The organism is Flavobacterium sp. KS-LB2 (assembly GCF_036895565.1).
In the GTDB taxonomy this organism is placed as follows: domain Bacteria; phylum Bacteroidota; class Bacteroidia; order Flavobacteriales; family Flavobacteriaceae; genus Flavobacterium.
Genome location: NZ_CP145904.1, coordinates 864,842 through 881,560, shown reverse-complemented (window position 1 = coordinate 881,560; position 16,719 = coordinate 864,842). Strand labels below are relative to the sequence as shown.

Here is a 16,719-nt window from a genome sequence, read left to right as displayed (position 1 = left end):
TCGAACTGTTTTGTATTTAAAAACGCAAAGAAGCAGAAATTAAAAAAAATGATACAACATACCTTATATCTTGGTTATTACCTAAAACAAATGAAATGGAAACTACTTAAAAAGTTTTTAACATTTGCTGCCAAAGAAACAGGAAAAAGCAAAACTTATTTATTACTGTCTAGTATTACGTCTGTGTATGTTTATAATATTTCGATACTTGAATATTTTCAGTTTCGTTTTTACAGCAAAAATACCTACGAAAAAAAGCAATGGGCAGGTACTGGATATATGTATGAATACCAGCTACTTATGAATCCTAAAGAAGCACGACACATTTTAGACGATAAGCGACAATTTTATAAGGCATATCAGAAATACTTTGTGCATACAGTTGCTGCTTTAGAAGATTTAAAAAATGATTTAAATTTAGCGAAGCAGTTATTACTAAATCCTTCTGGAAAAATGGTTTTCAAAGCAGCTGATGGCAAATGTGGGGTTTCTGTTGAGGTGGTAAATACCATAGATTTTGATACTACGTCGATGATAGCTTACATGGAAACCAAAGGATTAGACCTCGTTGAAGAATTTATCACTCAACATGCAGCAATGAATGCCTTGTCGCCTTCTGGTGTGAATACGGTGCGCATATTCACGCAGTTAGACAAAAATAATGAGGTGATAATCTTAGGATGCCGTCAAAGAATTTCTGTTGATTCCCAAGTCGATAATATGGCTGCAGGAAATATAGCGGCAATGGTCGATGAGGAGACAGGAAAGATATCTGGGCCAGGTATTTATAGCGATATTACTAAGAAGGAAGAGATTATACATCCGATTACTGGAGTTCTAATAATTGGATTTCAAGTTCCTTTCTGGAATGAATGTATTGCTATGGTAAAGGCGGCGGCAAAGCTGCATCCACAAAACCGTTCAATTGGATGGGATATTGTAGTAACTGATAATGGTCCTGGTTTTATCGAAGGAAATCATGATTGGTGCAAACTTCTATGGCAATTACCCGTAAATCAAGGTCTTAAACATACCCTAGAGGTACATAAAAAGTGAATCAAAAAAAATCTATTTGCAAGTAATACAATAAGTTCAAGTGATAATTGCTTCCATCTCATTAATATAACTCAAGCACAAAGTATTTTTAAGGTTAAAATTAGTGAAAATATGCTCCCCTACTTGTAATAATTAGTTAGAACCTATTAAAATTTTAAGGAACTGTGCAAGTAGTCAATTTCCTGAATATTCTAAAAAGTTATAACATGTCGCATCGGTCAGAAGTCGCTCTTTATAAACACCTGCAAGCTGATCAAAAAAACAATTAGCTTAAGATTAATATCAATCCAACATTGACTAAAGAAGGTCAACTAATTGCGGAGTTCACGAAATATTTAGGACAAGAAGCAGACTTTAAGGTGGAATTCGTAAACGAAATACTGCTTTTGAACTCTGGAAAAAGAAAAAAAAATTAATGAATTTAATGTCAAAATAATTTGGTAGAATTATCGCTCAATTTTTAAAAACAAACTTTATTAAAAATAATGAAAAAAAAAAACTTAAACATATTAATTACTGGAATTGGTGGGCCCACTGCTCGTAGTTTCGCCAGAGCAATTAAAGAAATTGGGAATTATTATAACTATAATTTAATAGGTACAGATGTTCACCCATTAGCCGTTGGACATTATCAAAAAACTCTTTTTAATAAATCCTACGTAACGAAGCCATCCTCTCATCCAGGCTATTGGATTGAAATGGAAGAATTAATAAAAAAAGAGTCTATTGATATAGCAATAATTCTACCAGAACAAGAAGTTTTAGAATGGAGTGAAAGACAAGAAAAAGAATCTCTTCCTTGTAAATCACTTATCCCACCATTAAAGGCAGTAAATAAAATGCTTGATAAAGGTATTCTAACTGCATACTTAGCCGAATCTGCTCTTGTTCCAAATTCAATACAAATTAATGCCAATGACCCGTTATTAAAAAATAATACTGAAAATGTTTTATCATATCCCTATTGGATTAGATCAGCTACAGGATCTTCTGGACTTGGATCTTTTAAAATAGAAACATTTAATGATTTAGAACGATGGATTTCTATTAACAAAGGAATTAATAATTTTATAGCTAGTGATTTTTTATCAGGTCGAAATTTAGCTTGCAAAATGTTATATTTTAAAGGGAAACTTATTAGATCTTCTTGCGCTGAGCGTGTTAATTATATAATGTCAAAAGTTTCACCTTCTGGAATTACAGGAAATACATCTTTCGGCAGATTAGTTAATGACAAAAAGGTATTTGATGTGGCCAATAAAGCAATGGATATTATTTTTGAACGAACTGGAGTTGAAAAACACGGTTTTTACACAGTGGATTTAAAAGAGGACGAAAATGGAATTCCTTTAATTACCGAAATTAATGTTCGCCACGTTGCCTTTACGCAATGTTTTGCATTGGGTGGTGCAAATTTATGTGAGGATACAATTAGATTACTAGATGAGGATTCAAATTTTGATACCAATTTTAAATTATATCAATTTGAAGATGGATTAATTTTTCTGAGAGATGTCGATGAAAGACCAATTGTTATGAAAGAGTCGGATTTAATTAAAAATTAATGTAGTTTCAACTAAATGTACAAATTCATCAAAAGAACAGCGGACATTATTTTTTCTTTACTAGGATTGATTCTGATAATCCCTTTTATTTTAATTGTAATTACACTACTAAAATTCACAGATGAAGGTGAAATATTTTACTTACAAGAGCGAATGGGACTGAATAACAAACCGTTTAATATCTACAAATTTGCTACGATGCTAAAAGATAGTCCAAATCTGGGTAACAAAACATTAACGGTACGAAATGATCCCAGAATTACTAAAGTAGGCCAGTTTTTAAGAATTACTAAAATAAATGAATTACCACAAATTTTAAATGTAATCAAAGGAGATATGTCTTTAGTAGGCCCTAGACCATTGTTGCCCAAAAGTTTTGAAAAATATACGGTAGCAGTGCAAAATGTAATTTACAAAAACAGACCAGGAATTACAGGACTCGGTTCACTTGTGTTTAGAGATGAAGAGTTATTAGTTACTACATATAAAGAGTTAGGGAAAGATCCTATAGAATACTACAAAAAATATATTTATCCCCATAAAGGTGCTCTTGAAGAATGGTATTTTTATAACTGCTCAATACTAGTTGACATAAAAATACTTTTTCTAACTTTCTGGTCATTAATAAATTCTGATTCTCAGATAGTTTACAAAGTCTTAAAAAACCTGCCGCTAAAACCAGATTCGTTAACTGTATCAGGGATAGCCAAATTATAATAAAAGCATTGGATAAAATTACTATAAATTCCAATGAAAAGAGATTCATACCACTTTTGAATTGATCCCTTTGTTTCACATAAGTATAGCAAGCCCGAAATTAAAAAAATACTGCATTTTAAAAGGGAATAAAAGTCAAAAATATTTGATAACAAGATTAAAAAAATAATTATCGCATAAAAATAGTGAAGACAGATGCCCCATATTTCTTGGTACTTTATGCTATTAGCACTCATCATGTACGGGATTAAAAGCAATAACTCTAAAATGTTTAAATTTTCTGGAATCGCAGGAATTCTACTTTTTTTAGTTTGTTCAACAAGCTATGTACCAAAAAAATTGATCTATGCTATCGAAAAAACGTACTCCCCTATTGAACCACAAAAACTTGACACCACAAAATTCTATTATATACATGTCTTAGGAGCTGGAACGTCACTAGACACTAAATTACCAGCAACGATGAATTTAAGTACTACTACCCTAACCCGCCTCATTGAAGGAATTAGAGTTTTCAATCATTTACAACATGCGATTCTAGTAACTTCTGCTGCATCCAAAGATGAGAATCATAGTCAGGCAGAAGTAGCGAAAGAAGCGGCAATTTTATTGGGCATTAACGAACAAAAAATTCAAATGTTAGCAACACCAACCTCAACATTGGAGGAAGCTATTGCATTTAAAGAAAAATTTGGTACAAATAAAAATGTAATAATAGTAACTAGCGCATTGCACATGCCAAGAGCGGTTGAAATATTTAAGGATCAAGACATTAGAGTACTAGCAGCACCTACAGATTATCTTTATAAAGAAGACGACTTTAGATATAGCGGAATTACTTTACCAACACTAAATTCCCTCGATCTAGTGAATAGTTATCTAACAACAGTAGCGAAACATTTTTACTATAAATACTTTAAAAAAAAACAAAAACAGTAGTAAAAGACACATCAATAGTATTGTGGCAATGACAGCATTTTTCACATTTTCAATTCAAATTTTATATTTATGATACCATTATCAGTCCCCTTTCTAAACGGAAAAGAATGGGAATACGTCAAAGATTGCTTAGATACAGGCTGGATTTCATCGGCTGGCTCCTATGTCAATCAGTTTGAACAACAAGTAGCAGTTTATGCCGGAGCTAAATATGGGATCGCTTGTATGAATGGCACTGTAGGATTACACATAGCACAAATACTTTCAGGAGTTACCAGTGATGACCATGTTATCGCACCCAATATCACTTTCATCGCTACTTTAAACGCCATCAAATATACAGGCGCATCTCCTATCTTGATTGATGTTGATCCTCAAAATTGGCAAATGGATTTGAATCTTTTAGACAAATATCTAAAAGAAAATGTAGTTAGAAAAAATATAAATGGTGAAATAAACGCATTTCATAAAGTAACTAATAAACGTATTAAAGCAATCATGCCAGTTCATGTTTTAGGGAATATAGGTGACATGAATTACTTACAAGAAATTGCTGATTTATATCACCTTGATATAATAGAAGACAGCACCGAAGCCCTTGGGTCTTTGTTTCAAGGAAAACACGCTGGGAGTTTTGGAAAATTTGGAGTTTTTAGTTTTAACGGAAACAAAATAATCTCTACTGGCGGAGGTGGAGTCATTGTCACAAACGATGAAGAACTTGCAAAAAAAGCCAAACATTTGACTACCCAAGCCAAGGTAAGCACAATGGAATACATCCACGATGAAATTGGTTATAACTACAGATTAGTCAACGTTTTGGCCGCTATTGGTGTTGCACAAATGGAGGAATTCCCATTATTACTAGATAATAAAAAGAGAATGGATCAGTACTACCGTTCCAACTTGGAAGGCGTTGGCGATATTGAATTTCAATTTGTTTCATCTGATGTAGATGCCAATTGCTGGCTATTTACCTTCAAAACAAGGCACATGAAGGGACTTTTAGAATATCTTAATGGCAACGGAGTGCAATCGCGTCCTTTTTGGGTTCCTATGAACCAATTGGAAATGTTTAAAAATGATATTTACATAACCAAATTAAATAATTCAAATAATATCTATAAAACTTGTATTAGCATTCCAAGTTCTGCGGGAATTACTCAAGCAGAAATGGAAACGGTAGTTAAAACAATTAAAGCATTTTATGCCCTTCTTTAAATCGATACAAAAATGAATATTATAGACATACCAAAATTTATAAAGGATTACGTTACTAAAAGACCATCAAGCTTATTTGCACCAGATATAAAAAAGTACAAAGAACAATTATCTGAAAAAATCTATGAAAAGAATGTTCTTGTAATAGGCGGAGCAGGAACAATTGGATCTTCATACATTAAGGCAATCTTACACTTTAAACCTGCAAAATTAGTTGTTGTAGATACTAATGAAAATGGCTTAACCGAGCTAACAAGAGATTTGAGAAGTGCTCCAAACCAGTTTGTTCCTGAAGAATACATAACCTATCCAATGAGTTTTGGGGATCCTGTTTTTGAAAAAATGTTTTTGACGCATGGTCCTTTTCATATTGTTGCCAATTTTGCAGCACACAAACACGTGCGAAGCGAAAAAGATGAATTTTCTATTGAGGCAATGATAGAAAACAATGTATTTAAAGCCAAAGCATTTCTAGATTTGTTATTAATACATAAACCAGAGCATTTCTTTTGTGTTTCAACTGATAAAGCCGCTAATCCGGTAAATGTTATGGGAGCTTCCAAAAAATTAATGGAAGAAGTAATAATGGCTTATAGTTCTGAAATTCAAATTACCACAGCAAGATTTGCCAACGTTGCTTTTTCTAATGGCTCATTATTGGCTGGTTATATTGAACGTCTTTTCAAAAACCAACCCATATCTTGTCCTTCTGATGTAAAACGCTTTTTTGTGTCACCAGAAGAAAGTGGCCAAATTTGTATGTTAGCTTGCATGCTTGGTGAGAGTGGTGAAATATTCTTTCCAAAATTAGAGGAAGAAGAACAAGCCTTTTTTAAAACCATTACTTTAGATTTTTTTAAAGCTTCTAATCGAGAGATTCAACTTTGTAATTCTGATGAAGAAGCTAAAGATTTGACTCATCAATTAGATGAAAGCAAACCTTATCCTGTTTATTTTTTTGATTCAGATACCTCTGGCGAAAAATTGTATGAAGAGTTTTACACAGAAATAGACGAAATAGAACTGGAACAATTTGAAAGTTTAGGCGTGATTAAAAATGCACGAAAACTTCCTATTTCACAAATTGAAAACTGTATTGAGGACTTAAAAAATACAATGAATTCAGGGAAATACGATAAGCAATTGATAGTTGATAGCTTAAAAAAATATTTGCCAGATTTTCAACACATTGAAACCGGAAAAAGTTTAGATCAAAAAATGTAAATAATAAAAGATGTATTTAATATTCAAACGTACTTGCGACATTTTATTGTCGGCTTTAATGCTGTTAATTCTATCTCCTTTACTAATTCCAATAGTTTTTGGATTAAAATTAACAGGTGAAGGGTATATTTTTTACAAACAAGAAAGAGTGGGCTTTCATAACCGAAACTTTTTTATTCTAAAATTCGCAACTATGCTAAAGGATAGTCCAAACATGGTAGGCGGCATAATGACAACAAAAAAAGATCCTAGAATAACTCCAATGGGTGGATTTTTGCGAAAAAGCAAAATAAATGAATTACCTCAGTTACTTAATATACTTTTTGGAGAAATGAGTTTTGTTGGACCTAGACCTGTTATGCCAATAAGCTTCGATGCTTATCCTGAAAATGTAAAAAAAGTGATCTATAATGTAAAGCCAGGATTGACAGGTATTGGATCAATTATTTTTAGAGACGAAGAACAATTGATTTCTAATGTAAAGGAAAAGGGATTAGATACTTGGGATTTTTATTCAAATAAATTATATCCTTTTAAAGGGAAATTAGAAATTTGGTATCAAAGAAATCAAAGCTTTACTGCTGATTTAAAAATAATTATTATTACTGCATGGGTTATCATTAATTCTAAAAGTAATCTAGTTTATAAAATATTTAAATCTCTTCCCCAAAGAGAATTTTAATTACCAAAAAGTAATATATGTGTGGAATTGTAGGTTATATTGGATATCGTGAAGCATATCCTATTGTTATAAAAGGATTAAAGCGTTTAGAATACCGTGGCTATGATAGTGCTGGTATTATGCTTTATGACGGAAAAGAGTTAATAGTTTGTAAAACCAAAGGAAAAGTTTCTGATTTAGAAGAAAAATCATCTCAGGAGTTTACAACCAATGGAACTATTGGGATGGGACATACACGTTGGGCAACACATGGTGTTCCTAATGATGTAAACTCACATCCACATTTGTCAAACTCGGGCAATTTGGGAATCATTCATAATGGTATTATTGAAAACTATGAGCCATTAAAAAAAGAATTAATTAAAAGAGGATATGTTTTTACATCGGATACTGATACTGAGGTATTGGTTAATTTGATTGAAGATGTACAGAAAAAACATAATCTAAAACTTGGAAAAGCAGTTCAGATTGCCCTAAAACAAGTAGTTGGAGCCTATGCAATTTGTGTTTTTGATATAAAAAAACCAAACGAAATAATTGTTGCACGTTTAGGAAGCCCTTTAGCAATTGGTGTTGGAGAAGCTGAGTTTTTTATAGCTTCAGACGCATCTCCCTTTATCGAATATACTTCTAATGCGATTTATTTAGAAGATGAAGAAATGGCTATCGTGCGTTTACACAAACCATTAAAAATAAGAAAAATCAAAGACGACTCTGTAGTCGATCCTTATGTTCAAGAATTGCAAATGAATTTAGAGCAGATAGAAAAAGGTGGTTACGATCACTTTATGCTTAAAGAAATTTATGAGCAATCAAATGTTATTAAAGACACTTACAGAGGAAGACTTCACGCAAATAGCGGCTTGATTCAAATGGCAGGAGTTGAGGATAATATTGAAAAATTTCTCCATGCGGATAGAATCCTCATTATTGCGTGTGGAACTTCGTGGCACGCGGGATTAGTTGCCGAATATGTTATTGAAGAATTTGCAAGAATTCCTGTTGAAGTAGAATATGCATCAGAATTTAGATATAGAAATCCAATTATTACAAATAAAGATGTAATTATAGCAATTTCGCAGTCTGGAGAAACGGCCGATACATTGGCAGCAATCAAATTAGCTAAAGAAAAAGGAGCTTTTGTTTTTGGTGTTTGTAACGTTGTTGGTTCGTCTATATCTAGAGAAACTCATGCCGGAGCTTACACTCATGCCGGACCAGAAATTGGTGTGGCATCTACAAAAGCTTTTACTACTCAAATTACAGTTTTGACAATGATTGCTTTACGTCTTGCAAAAGCTAAAGGAACGATGTCAAATTCTGACTTCCATGGATATTTACAAGAATTAGAACTGATTCCAGAAAAAGTAGCTGAAGCATTGTCTGCTACAAATGACATAGCAAAAGAAATTGCTACTATTTATAAAGACGCACCCAATTGCTTATACTTGGGTAGAGGATATAATTTTCCAGTTGCATTAGAAGGGGCTTTAAAATTAAAAGAGATATCTTACATTCATGCAGAAGGATATCCAGCTGCAGAGATGAAACATGGTCCGATTGCTTTAATTGATGAAAAAATGCCAGTAGTTGTGATTGCTCCTAAGCAAGGACATTATGACAAAGTGGTTAGTAATATTCAAGAAATAAAATCAAGAAGCGGAAAAATTATTGCTATTGTCTCGAAAGGTGATATACAAGTAAAAGATCTTGCAGACCATGTAATAGAAATTCCTGAATCTTCCGATGCACTTTCACCTCTTTTAACTACAATTCCGTTGCAACTCCTGTCCTACCACATTGCTGTATTGAGAGGATGTAATGTAGATCAGCCAAGAAATTTAGCAAAATCAGTTACAGTTGAATAAACAGTGAATAGGGGGCTTTCAGAGTAGACTTTTTTAGAACAATAGAAAATTTTGGTGCTATAATTAATAGAGAATTTATAATTTAAATCGAATCAATAATTACTTCATAATTAGCTTAAAATGAAAAATTTGTTTTATAAAAAGCCACACAATAATGGGCCTAGGGTAGATCGAAAAGATCTAATTGCATTTTATCACATGTTATTAAAGATGCAAAAAAAAAGAAAATATCTTAAAGTGGATATATTGATGAAGTCGCTCTACGGAAACAATTTTAGAGATTTTTTACATGACAACAAAACTATTTAAAAAAGTAAGAAATGCAACTTTAGCTTCAAGTAGCTTTCATTTTTTTCCTAAAACAAAAATTTCTAAAAGAAAACCAATACAATTATAATAAATTGCGCTAAAAAATAAATTAATTAACAACTAGATTTGCAAATAAAAACTACATCTTAACCAAATCAATTGAGATGTAACTAATTTAGTCCTTTACCTTATTAGTTGATAATAATTCCCATTATTACTTTGAGATATTTAAATATTTTTTCCATCGGGAGTAGTTGTTCATTGTTTTAAATATTATTTTGAATCATCGAACAATCTTGGAGAAAATGCCAATTATATTTTTTAATAAATTTCGTATAACTTGGCATCATTAGATTTCCTATACATTTTATGGATTTTTTTCTCGGAAGTTCTTAAATTCACCTTTCCAGCAAAACCTTCTTTTCCAAACTCTTCAAAATTTTTTCACCATTTACACAACAGTAGGGCTATTAGTACAAACTCTCTAGCGGGTTGGGACATATTTGCTGTCCTAACTCAATCGAACGGTTTTTCTTTAAAAGCTTTGTCATAATTACGGATTTGCCTCATAGGTTAAAATTATATTCTAATTTCCCCTGCCTATTAAGTTAGCATAGCCATATAATCTTTTTTTAATTTGCCTCATATTAGAATAAAGAGGTTTTGATAAACAGTAATTTTAAACAAAGTACTATTAAAATTCCACTCTATTTTTTATGCAGTAGTTTCATGTAATTTAAGAGTTCGGATCACAGTTTCTGATGTACTATTATAATTTAAAATACTACTTATTGCTCATTACCTATTACAATCCTGGTTTTCCCCGCCTCTAATCCAGAGGAAAGTAATAGACTAAACTCAATCCTATTGAAAGCTATTTAAAATCAATGCGATTTTATTTTAACTCATAAATATTTTATCATTGAAACTAACAAATTTACATGACATTTACCTAGATTTTACTGCTATTTGATAAGTGGCACAAGTCTTATGCTACTAATTTAGTATTTGATTTTAAATTCGAGGTAGGTTCAATGAAAAAGATATTAAATTAAAATTTAAATATTGCTAAATTATTAATAAGAGTTTTTTTGTCTCGATTAGTTTTTGATGATAATTTTTAGTCAGATAGTAATAATCAATAAATTATTAAATAACAAACCAAATAATTATTTCCAAACCAAGTTTTTTCTCGCACAATTACCAAAAGTCGCACAACAAATAACCAGTACAGTGCGACTTTGCGAGAAGATATTTTTAAATCTGAAATTCTAAAATTTTAACAAGGCAGTTTATTAAATGATGTACTAAGTTTTAGTATCGATTACTTAAATTGTAATTGTATTAATAAACATCAAAGATGATAGAAAAAAGAATCTTTAATAAAACTATTAGATTTTATAAATGTTCAATCGCCAACCTCATGCCACACAGATATATTTTTCTTTAAAATAATTAAACAACTATAAAAACTTTACTATGACCTATGTGCTTAAAAAAACTAAAATTTTATACACAAAACGGGTAAGAAATATAGATTCAGATATATTATAAATAAGTGATTTTAAGCGATATTCTATACCAATAAATACTATTAAAAGTTGCGAATTTTTGATAAAACTAAAATTTCACTCCACAACTTATGCCTAAAATTAATTACATATCTTCATCTTGCAAAGGAAAAAACAATACAATTTTTGTTCCAACATTTTCTTCAGAAACAATACTAAAAACACCGTTCACTTTCTTTGTTATAGTTTTACTAAGAAAAAGTCCCAACCCCAGACCTTGTTGCTCTCTTTTTTCACGATTAAACTGTTTACCAGCATCTATTCTTTTTAGTTCTTCTTCACTGAAACCTATTCCTCTATCGCTTATTACTACTTCATAGTATTTATTGTTAAACGAATTACCCGAAATAAATACCTTATTATCACCTGAAAATTTCAAAGCATTGTCAATTAATTCAAAAAGAATAAAAGATAGATAGGTACTACTAATTTTTAAATCTAAGGATTCAATTTCAAAAGAAATTCTCGCAGGTGCAGTTTCATAAATATAAAAAATGTTATCAGTAACTTTAGAAAAAACACTTAATATATTGCACGATTCAATTTCCTCAAAATAAAATTTATTTTCAATAATTCTTTGGTAAAGAAATAAATTTTGCATGGTACGATTCAAACGCTCGCCAGATATCTTAATACAATTATAAAAATCAACTATTTCATTTTTGTCTAAACGATCATGATTTTTTAGCAATAGATTTACAACCCCCAATATTCCATTAAGCGGAGTATTGACCTCATGCGAAAAATATTTTTTTTCTCCTGTGTATAAATTGGTATTCGCATTCTTTATTTGGACAAATCGTTGAATTTTGTTCTTCAAAACCTTTTTTAAATCCTCAATTTTAAAAGGTTTAGACAAAAAAGCATCAACACCATTAAGCATGCATTCTTGCATAGTTTCATGATCTCTTTTTGCGGTCAAAAAAACGAAGGGAATCGCACACAAAGACTTATTTTCATTTACTATTTCATAAAACAAAAAACCATCCATTACAGGCATCATTATATCACATAAAATGACATCAGGAACCCAATAATCTAATATTTCAAGTGCCTCTTGTCCATTTGCTGCTGCAATTACATCGTAATCTTCAATACTAAGAATCTCATTTAACATTTCTCTAATGCTAGACTCGTCATCAATTATTAATACTTTATTTTTACTCATAGGGGAAGGTTAATTTTATTGTAGTTCCTACATGCTCTCTGCTCTCTAATACTAATGAACCTTTTAATATTTCTATGAATTTCTTTGAAATAAACAACCCCAAACCACTTCCTTGTATTCCGTTAACATTGGAACATCTATAAAAAGGTGTGAATAAAGTTTGCTTCTCTGTTTCAGGTATTCCAATTCCAAAATCAACCACCTCTATTGTAATTTCTTTTTCCAAATAACTTATGATTAACATCGGATCTTTATGACCCTCAGAATATTTAAAAGCATTGCTCATTAAATCAATTATAATCTGTGTCAATAGTAGTTTATCTGTGAAAACATTCTTTTGTATACCATTAACTTTAAAATTAATTTTTCGCTTTGTAGAATCCTCATTAAAATAAATAAGTATAATATGCTCTAAAAATGTTGATAAATCTACAGCTTGAATGTTTTTATTAGTTTCAAATACCTCCTGTTTTCCTAAGTCCAAAATATAACTCATCAATCCCATTATTTGATCAACTTCTGCTTTAATTCTTTTTGTATTGCTACAAATACTTGCACTGATAGCTGGGTCAAAATTCACAGTCTTCATCTCTATAAGTTCAGCATTAGAATACAAAATTGTCATATTATTTCTCAATTGATGGAAACATAGAGATAATAAATTAGATTGTAGGTCTTGATTTTTGTTTTCTTCTATTTTCATTATTCAGAGTGTAATTAAATTTGTGGTACTTTCATTTTTTTTTTTACGAAAAATCATATTATGAATATTTATATTAATCCATCACTATACCTTTTTTTTAGTATCATTTTGCAATAAAATCAATATTATTCATAAATGTATTGTCTTCTATTATTTTAGTAGTAGTAATTCTCAAATTTATTTTCTCATCATTCATGTAAAAATCGAAAAATCAATAGTACATTAAGTTAAGATTGCTTACTAATTTATAATATCATTTGAATTATGAAAATACATTAAGTAGCAAAATTTGAATCTATACTATTCTTTGAAAATAACCATTTTAAGTATCATTTAATAATAATTATTTTTATCGATTAATTTTTGATATTGCTGCATCAAGATTTTTCATTATAAAAGAGTCCCTCATTAAAAATGATTTAACAACCCAACTTTAATCGGAATTAAAAGTATTTATTTAAAATCTAATACATTTAATTAGAGTAATGAGTTAAAAAATAAAAGCTATAATTTAAAGTATTAACAATTAAATTTGCCCTATGAGATTTAAAAAAAAAATATTGTTAATTGAAGACGATTTGGTTTTAGGAAGTTCAATAGTTGAGATTTTATCCTTTAATAATTTTCAAGTAGAATGGTTTAAAAATGGTGCAGAAGCTTTGATGTATTTAAGCAAATATACTTGTGATCTTATAATTAGTGATTTAATGATGCCTACTATGAATGGAGAAGAATTGTTTTTAAAAATTCGAAAAGAAATAAAATCAAATTCTATTCCCTTCATTGTAATTACTGCCAAAATGGATGATGAAAGTAAATACAGTTTATTAGAAAAAGGGGCCAACGATTATATAACAAAACCTTTCAAGGTCAAAGAATTAATTTATAAAATTAGAAATTTATTAGATTTTAAATTAAATATCATTAAAAAATTAAGTCCAGATCCTTTTTCAAAAGTGACTATAAATCTGTCTGAAAAAGATTTTATCACAGCCGTCAACGAAATTCTAGTAAAAACATTAAAATCGAAAATTGATCATGCAGAATTGGCCAAAAGGCTTTTTATTTCAAAATCTACTTTAGATAAAAAAATTAGAAAACATACAAACAAAAACATTAGCCAATACATTAGGGAGTTTAAATTAAACTATAGTATTAAACTAATTAATCTAGGGGAAAAAAACATTCAATTCTTAGTTAATGAAGCTGGATTTAACTCGTTTTCCTATTTTTGTACAAGTTTTAAATCTTATGTAGGTATGTCAGCTCGAGATTATATAAAAACAATTCAAAATCCGAAAAATGATTTTGAAATACATAAAGCAAATATAACCATTAAGGATGTTAGTTAATCCCTATTAAATTTTAACCATTCAATTTTTAAATTGATTAATTCTGATTTTTAATATCTAAAAATACAAATAAATTATTTTTCAACTCCTTACTTGTTGAGTTTTGTTGAGAAAACTAACTAATTCCAAGTTGCATTTTTTAAAAAACATTAGTTTCTTCTATTTTGAATGTCAAAAGTAAAACCAAAAAATACGAATAAATGGAAAATTGATAGTATACTAAACCATATCTAAATTGTTCATCCGTGTTTAAAAAACCTAAAATGAGATCAAATATTTATTAATTGATGGTAATTCTTATCTCTCAGCAGCTTCAAAAACTTTATATGTTTGCAAAAAAAGTAGTATATTAATAAAATTTGTCCTTAAAACTATTTATATCTATAAAGAATACTATTTATTCTTATTTGCATTTAGGGAACAGTAATCTTACTTTTGTACCTTTTCCCAATTCACTTTCTAGTTCAATAGAACCTGAATTTTTTTCTGTAAAGGTCTTAACAATATAAAGCCCTAACCCTGTACCTTGAATACCATTTGTATTGCTGGCCCTAAAAAAAGTATTAAATAGATTGACCTGATCATTTTCTGGAATGCCAATACCAAAGTCTATAATTTCTAAAGTAATGACCTTTTCAGTAGTAATAAGACGAAGAAGGACATCGCCAAAACCCTGAGAATATTTAAAAGCATTGTTAAATAAATTATAAAGTGTATATTCCATCAAGTTCTTATCTGCTAAAACAAGAAAGCTATCTCCATCAAAAAATGTTTTTACTTTTCTTCCTTCTATGAAATCAAAATTACTAAGTTCTATAATATCAAGACAGGTTTGCTTTAAGTCAAAAATAATAGGCGAAAAATTTGTCTTTCCAAGATCATTTTTGGAAACAATTAAAACGGTATTCATCAATTCAACTATACGATCAATTTCTCTCAAAATGATATTAATTTTTTTTTGCAAAATAGGAAAGTTCTCTATTTTTTGGTTCTCCAAATACATCATGATTAGCTCAGTACTTGCACGTATGGTTGTCATTGGCGTTCTAAATTCATGAGAAATAGTAGAAACTAAGTTGGCTCTTAATTGATTTAAGTCACGCTCTTGTTGTAAGTTTTTTTCAATCGCAAATGCAGCTTCTTTTCCTTCTGTAATATTTCTTGTAGAGGATTGGAAACTTACTGGAATACCATTTTCTTTAACTAAACGGGCTTTGGTTTCAAACCAAATATATTTACCCTCTTTATTTCTAAACCGTGCCTTGGTTGAACTATCCACTTTCTCAGTTACAATATCTTGAATAGTATTTTGCAATTTTTCATAGTCGTCAGGATGCACAAATATTAAAGGTGATAATCCAATTAAATCTTCAGGTAAATAACCTAATATATGATGTATTGATGGGGATACATACTGAAATTTAGCATCTAAACTGTGTGCACAGACTAAATCAACCATATTGTCGGCTAAGAGACGATACAAGTTTTGAGCCTCTTTTAACTGTAGGGTATTATTTCTAATATTTTCATCTAATAACAACTTGTTATTTTCCTCTATTTCTTTTTTTAAGGTGATATCAACAATCTGAGAAATAAAATGAATTGGTTTTCCCAAACTATTCCTTACCACTGAAACAGTCACATCTGCCCAAATTATAGATCCATTCTTATGAAAATATCTTTTTTCCTTGTTAAAGTTAGAAATCAATCCATTTTTCAACAGCTCCAAATTAGCTAAATCATCCTTAATATCTTCAGGGTGCGTAAGATTAACAAAAGTTAGTTCAAATAATTCTTCTCTGGTATACCCATAATGCATTTCGGCTGCGATATTAACATCCATAAATTGTAATGTTTTATTATCAAAAACCCACATTGGAATAGGACTCAAATGAAATAGATCATTATATCGCTTTTCAGATGTTTCTAATTGTATCTGAGATTTCTTTCTTTCTAAATTATACAGAATACTAGTGTAAAGGGAAGCCGCATCTAATTCATCTTTTATCAAATAATCGGAAACACCTAAAGAAAGTGATGTAATACTAAATTCCATATCCGAATAGCCCGTTAAAACAACTATAGGTATCGCGTTACAAAGTGGTAATAGTTGATTTATCAGATCTTTTCCACTTTTGTCGGGTAATGTTAAGTCTAATAAAACTAAATCAATTTTAAATTCTGCATCAACTAAAACGAATTGAGCCTTTTTGAAATTCTTCACCCAAGTAATTTTAGGAAATAAAAACCTTTCTTGAATATAGTCTTGGATGAGTATAAAATCGCCTTCGTTATCTTCTACAATAAGAATTTCAATTGGCTTGATGTCTTTAATCTTATCCAT

Annotated in this window: 12 protein-coding genes; 9 read left to right on the top strand and 3 right to left on the bottom strand. The window is 30.1% G+C overall.

Annotated features, from left to right (window positions below):
* Positions 1 to 48 precede the first annotated feature (48 nt).
* The 8 genes from V5J73_RS03675 to glmS all read left to right on the top strand — a co-directional run bounded on the left by V5J73_RS03675 (position 49) and on the right by glmS (position 9,272).
* Entirely contained in the window at positions 49 to 1,056 is a 1,008-nt protein-coding gene (locus V5J73_RS03675) for a sugar-transfer associated ATP-grasp domain-containing protein (protein ID WP_338647706.1), read from the top strand.
* Positions 1,057 to 1,541: 485 nt separating this feature from the next.
* Positions 1,542 to 2,621: a hypothetical protein gene (locus V5J73_RS03670; RefSeq protein WP_338647705.1), complete on the top strand. Its 1,080-nt coding sequence runs from the start codon at positions 1,542 to 1,544 to the stop codon at positions 2,619 to 2,621.
* A gap of 15 nt (positions 2,622 to 2,636) precedes the next feature.
* Positions 2,637 to 3,338, top strand: a complete 702-nt coding sequence (locus V5J73_RS03665; RefSeq protein ID WP_338647704.1) for a sugar transferase — start codon at positions 2,637 to 2,639, stop codon at positions 3,336 to 3,338.
* Positions 3,339 to 3,533: 195 nt separating this feature from the next.
* The gene (locus V5J73_RS03660; protein WP_338647703.1) at positions 3,534 to 4,277 is read left to right on the top strand and encodes a YdcF family protein; all 744 of its coding nucleotides are present in this window, start codon (positions 3,534 to 3,536) and stop codon (positions 4,275 to 4,277) included.
* Between the two features lie 69 nt (positions 4,278 to 4,346).
* Positions 4,347 to 5,498, top strand: a complete 1,152-nt coding sequence (locus V5J73_RS03655) for a LegC family aminotransferase (protein WP_338647702.1) — start codon at positions 4,347 to 4,349, stop codon at positions 5,496 to 5,498.
* 12 nt (positions 5,499 to 5,510) lie between these two features.
* Complete coding sequence (locus V5J73_RS03650) at positions 5,511 to 6,722, top strand: polysaccharide biosynthesis protein (protein WP_445236410.1); 1,212 nt, start codon at positions 5,511 to 5,513, stop codon at positions 6,720 to 6,722.
* 10 nt (positions 6,723 to 6,732) lie between these two features.
* Positions 6,733 to 7,404: a sugar transferase gene (locus V5J73_RS03645; RefSeq protein ID WP_338647701.1), complete on the top strand. Its 672-nt coding sequence runs from the start codon at positions 6,733 to 6,735 to the stop codon at positions 7,402 to 7,404.
* Between the two features lie 17 nt (positions 7,405 to 7,421).
* Positions 7,422 to 9,272: a glutamine--fructose-6-phosphate transaminase (isomerizing) gene (gene glmS / locus V5J73_RS03640; protein ID WP_338647699.1), complete on the top strand. Its 1,851-nt coding sequence runs from the start codon at positions 7,422 to 7,424 to the stop codon at positions 9,270 to 9,272.
* Positions 9,273 to 11,237: 1,965 nt separating this feature from the next.
* On the opposite strand, the gene V5J73_RS03635 is transcribed toward glmS, so the two are convergent.
* Both V5J73_RS03635 and V5J73_RS03630 read right to left on the bottom strand, forming a co-directional pair.
* Positions 11,238 to 12,320, bottom strand: a complete 1,083-nt coding sequence (locus V5J73_RS03635; protein WP_338647698.1) for a hybrid sensor histidine kinase/response regulator — start codon at positions 12,318 to 12,320, stop codon at positions 11,238 to 11,240.
* Positions 12,313 to 13,023 carry a sensor histidine kinase gene (locus V5J73_RS03630; protein ID WP_338647697.1) on the bottom strand — a complete coding sequence of 237 codons (711 nt, stop codon included), beginning with the start codon at positions 13,021 to 13,023 and terminating at the stop codon, positions 12,313 to 12,315. The genes V5J73_RS03635 and V5J73_RS03630 overlap by 8 nt, the downstream gene beginning before the upstream one ends.
* A gap of 539 nt (positions 13,024 to 13,562) precedes the next feature.
* Here V5J73_RS03630 and V5J73_RS03625 point away from each other — a divergent pair.
* Complete coding sequence (locus V5J73_RS03625; protein WP_338647696.1) at positions 13,563 to 14,375, top strand: response regulator transcription factor; 813 nt, start codon at positions 13,563 to 13,565, stop codon at positions 14,373 to 14,375.
* Positions 14,376 to 14,778: 403 nt separating this feature from the next.
* On the opposite strand, the gene V5J73_RS03620 is transcribed toward V5J73_RS03625, so the two are convergent.
* Positions 14,779 to 16,719 (bottom strand): PAS domain S-box protein, encoded by a 1,941-nt coding sequence (locus V5J73_RS03620; protein ID WP_338647695.1) that lies wholly within the window; start codon positions 16,717 to 16,719, stop codon positions 14,779 to 14,781.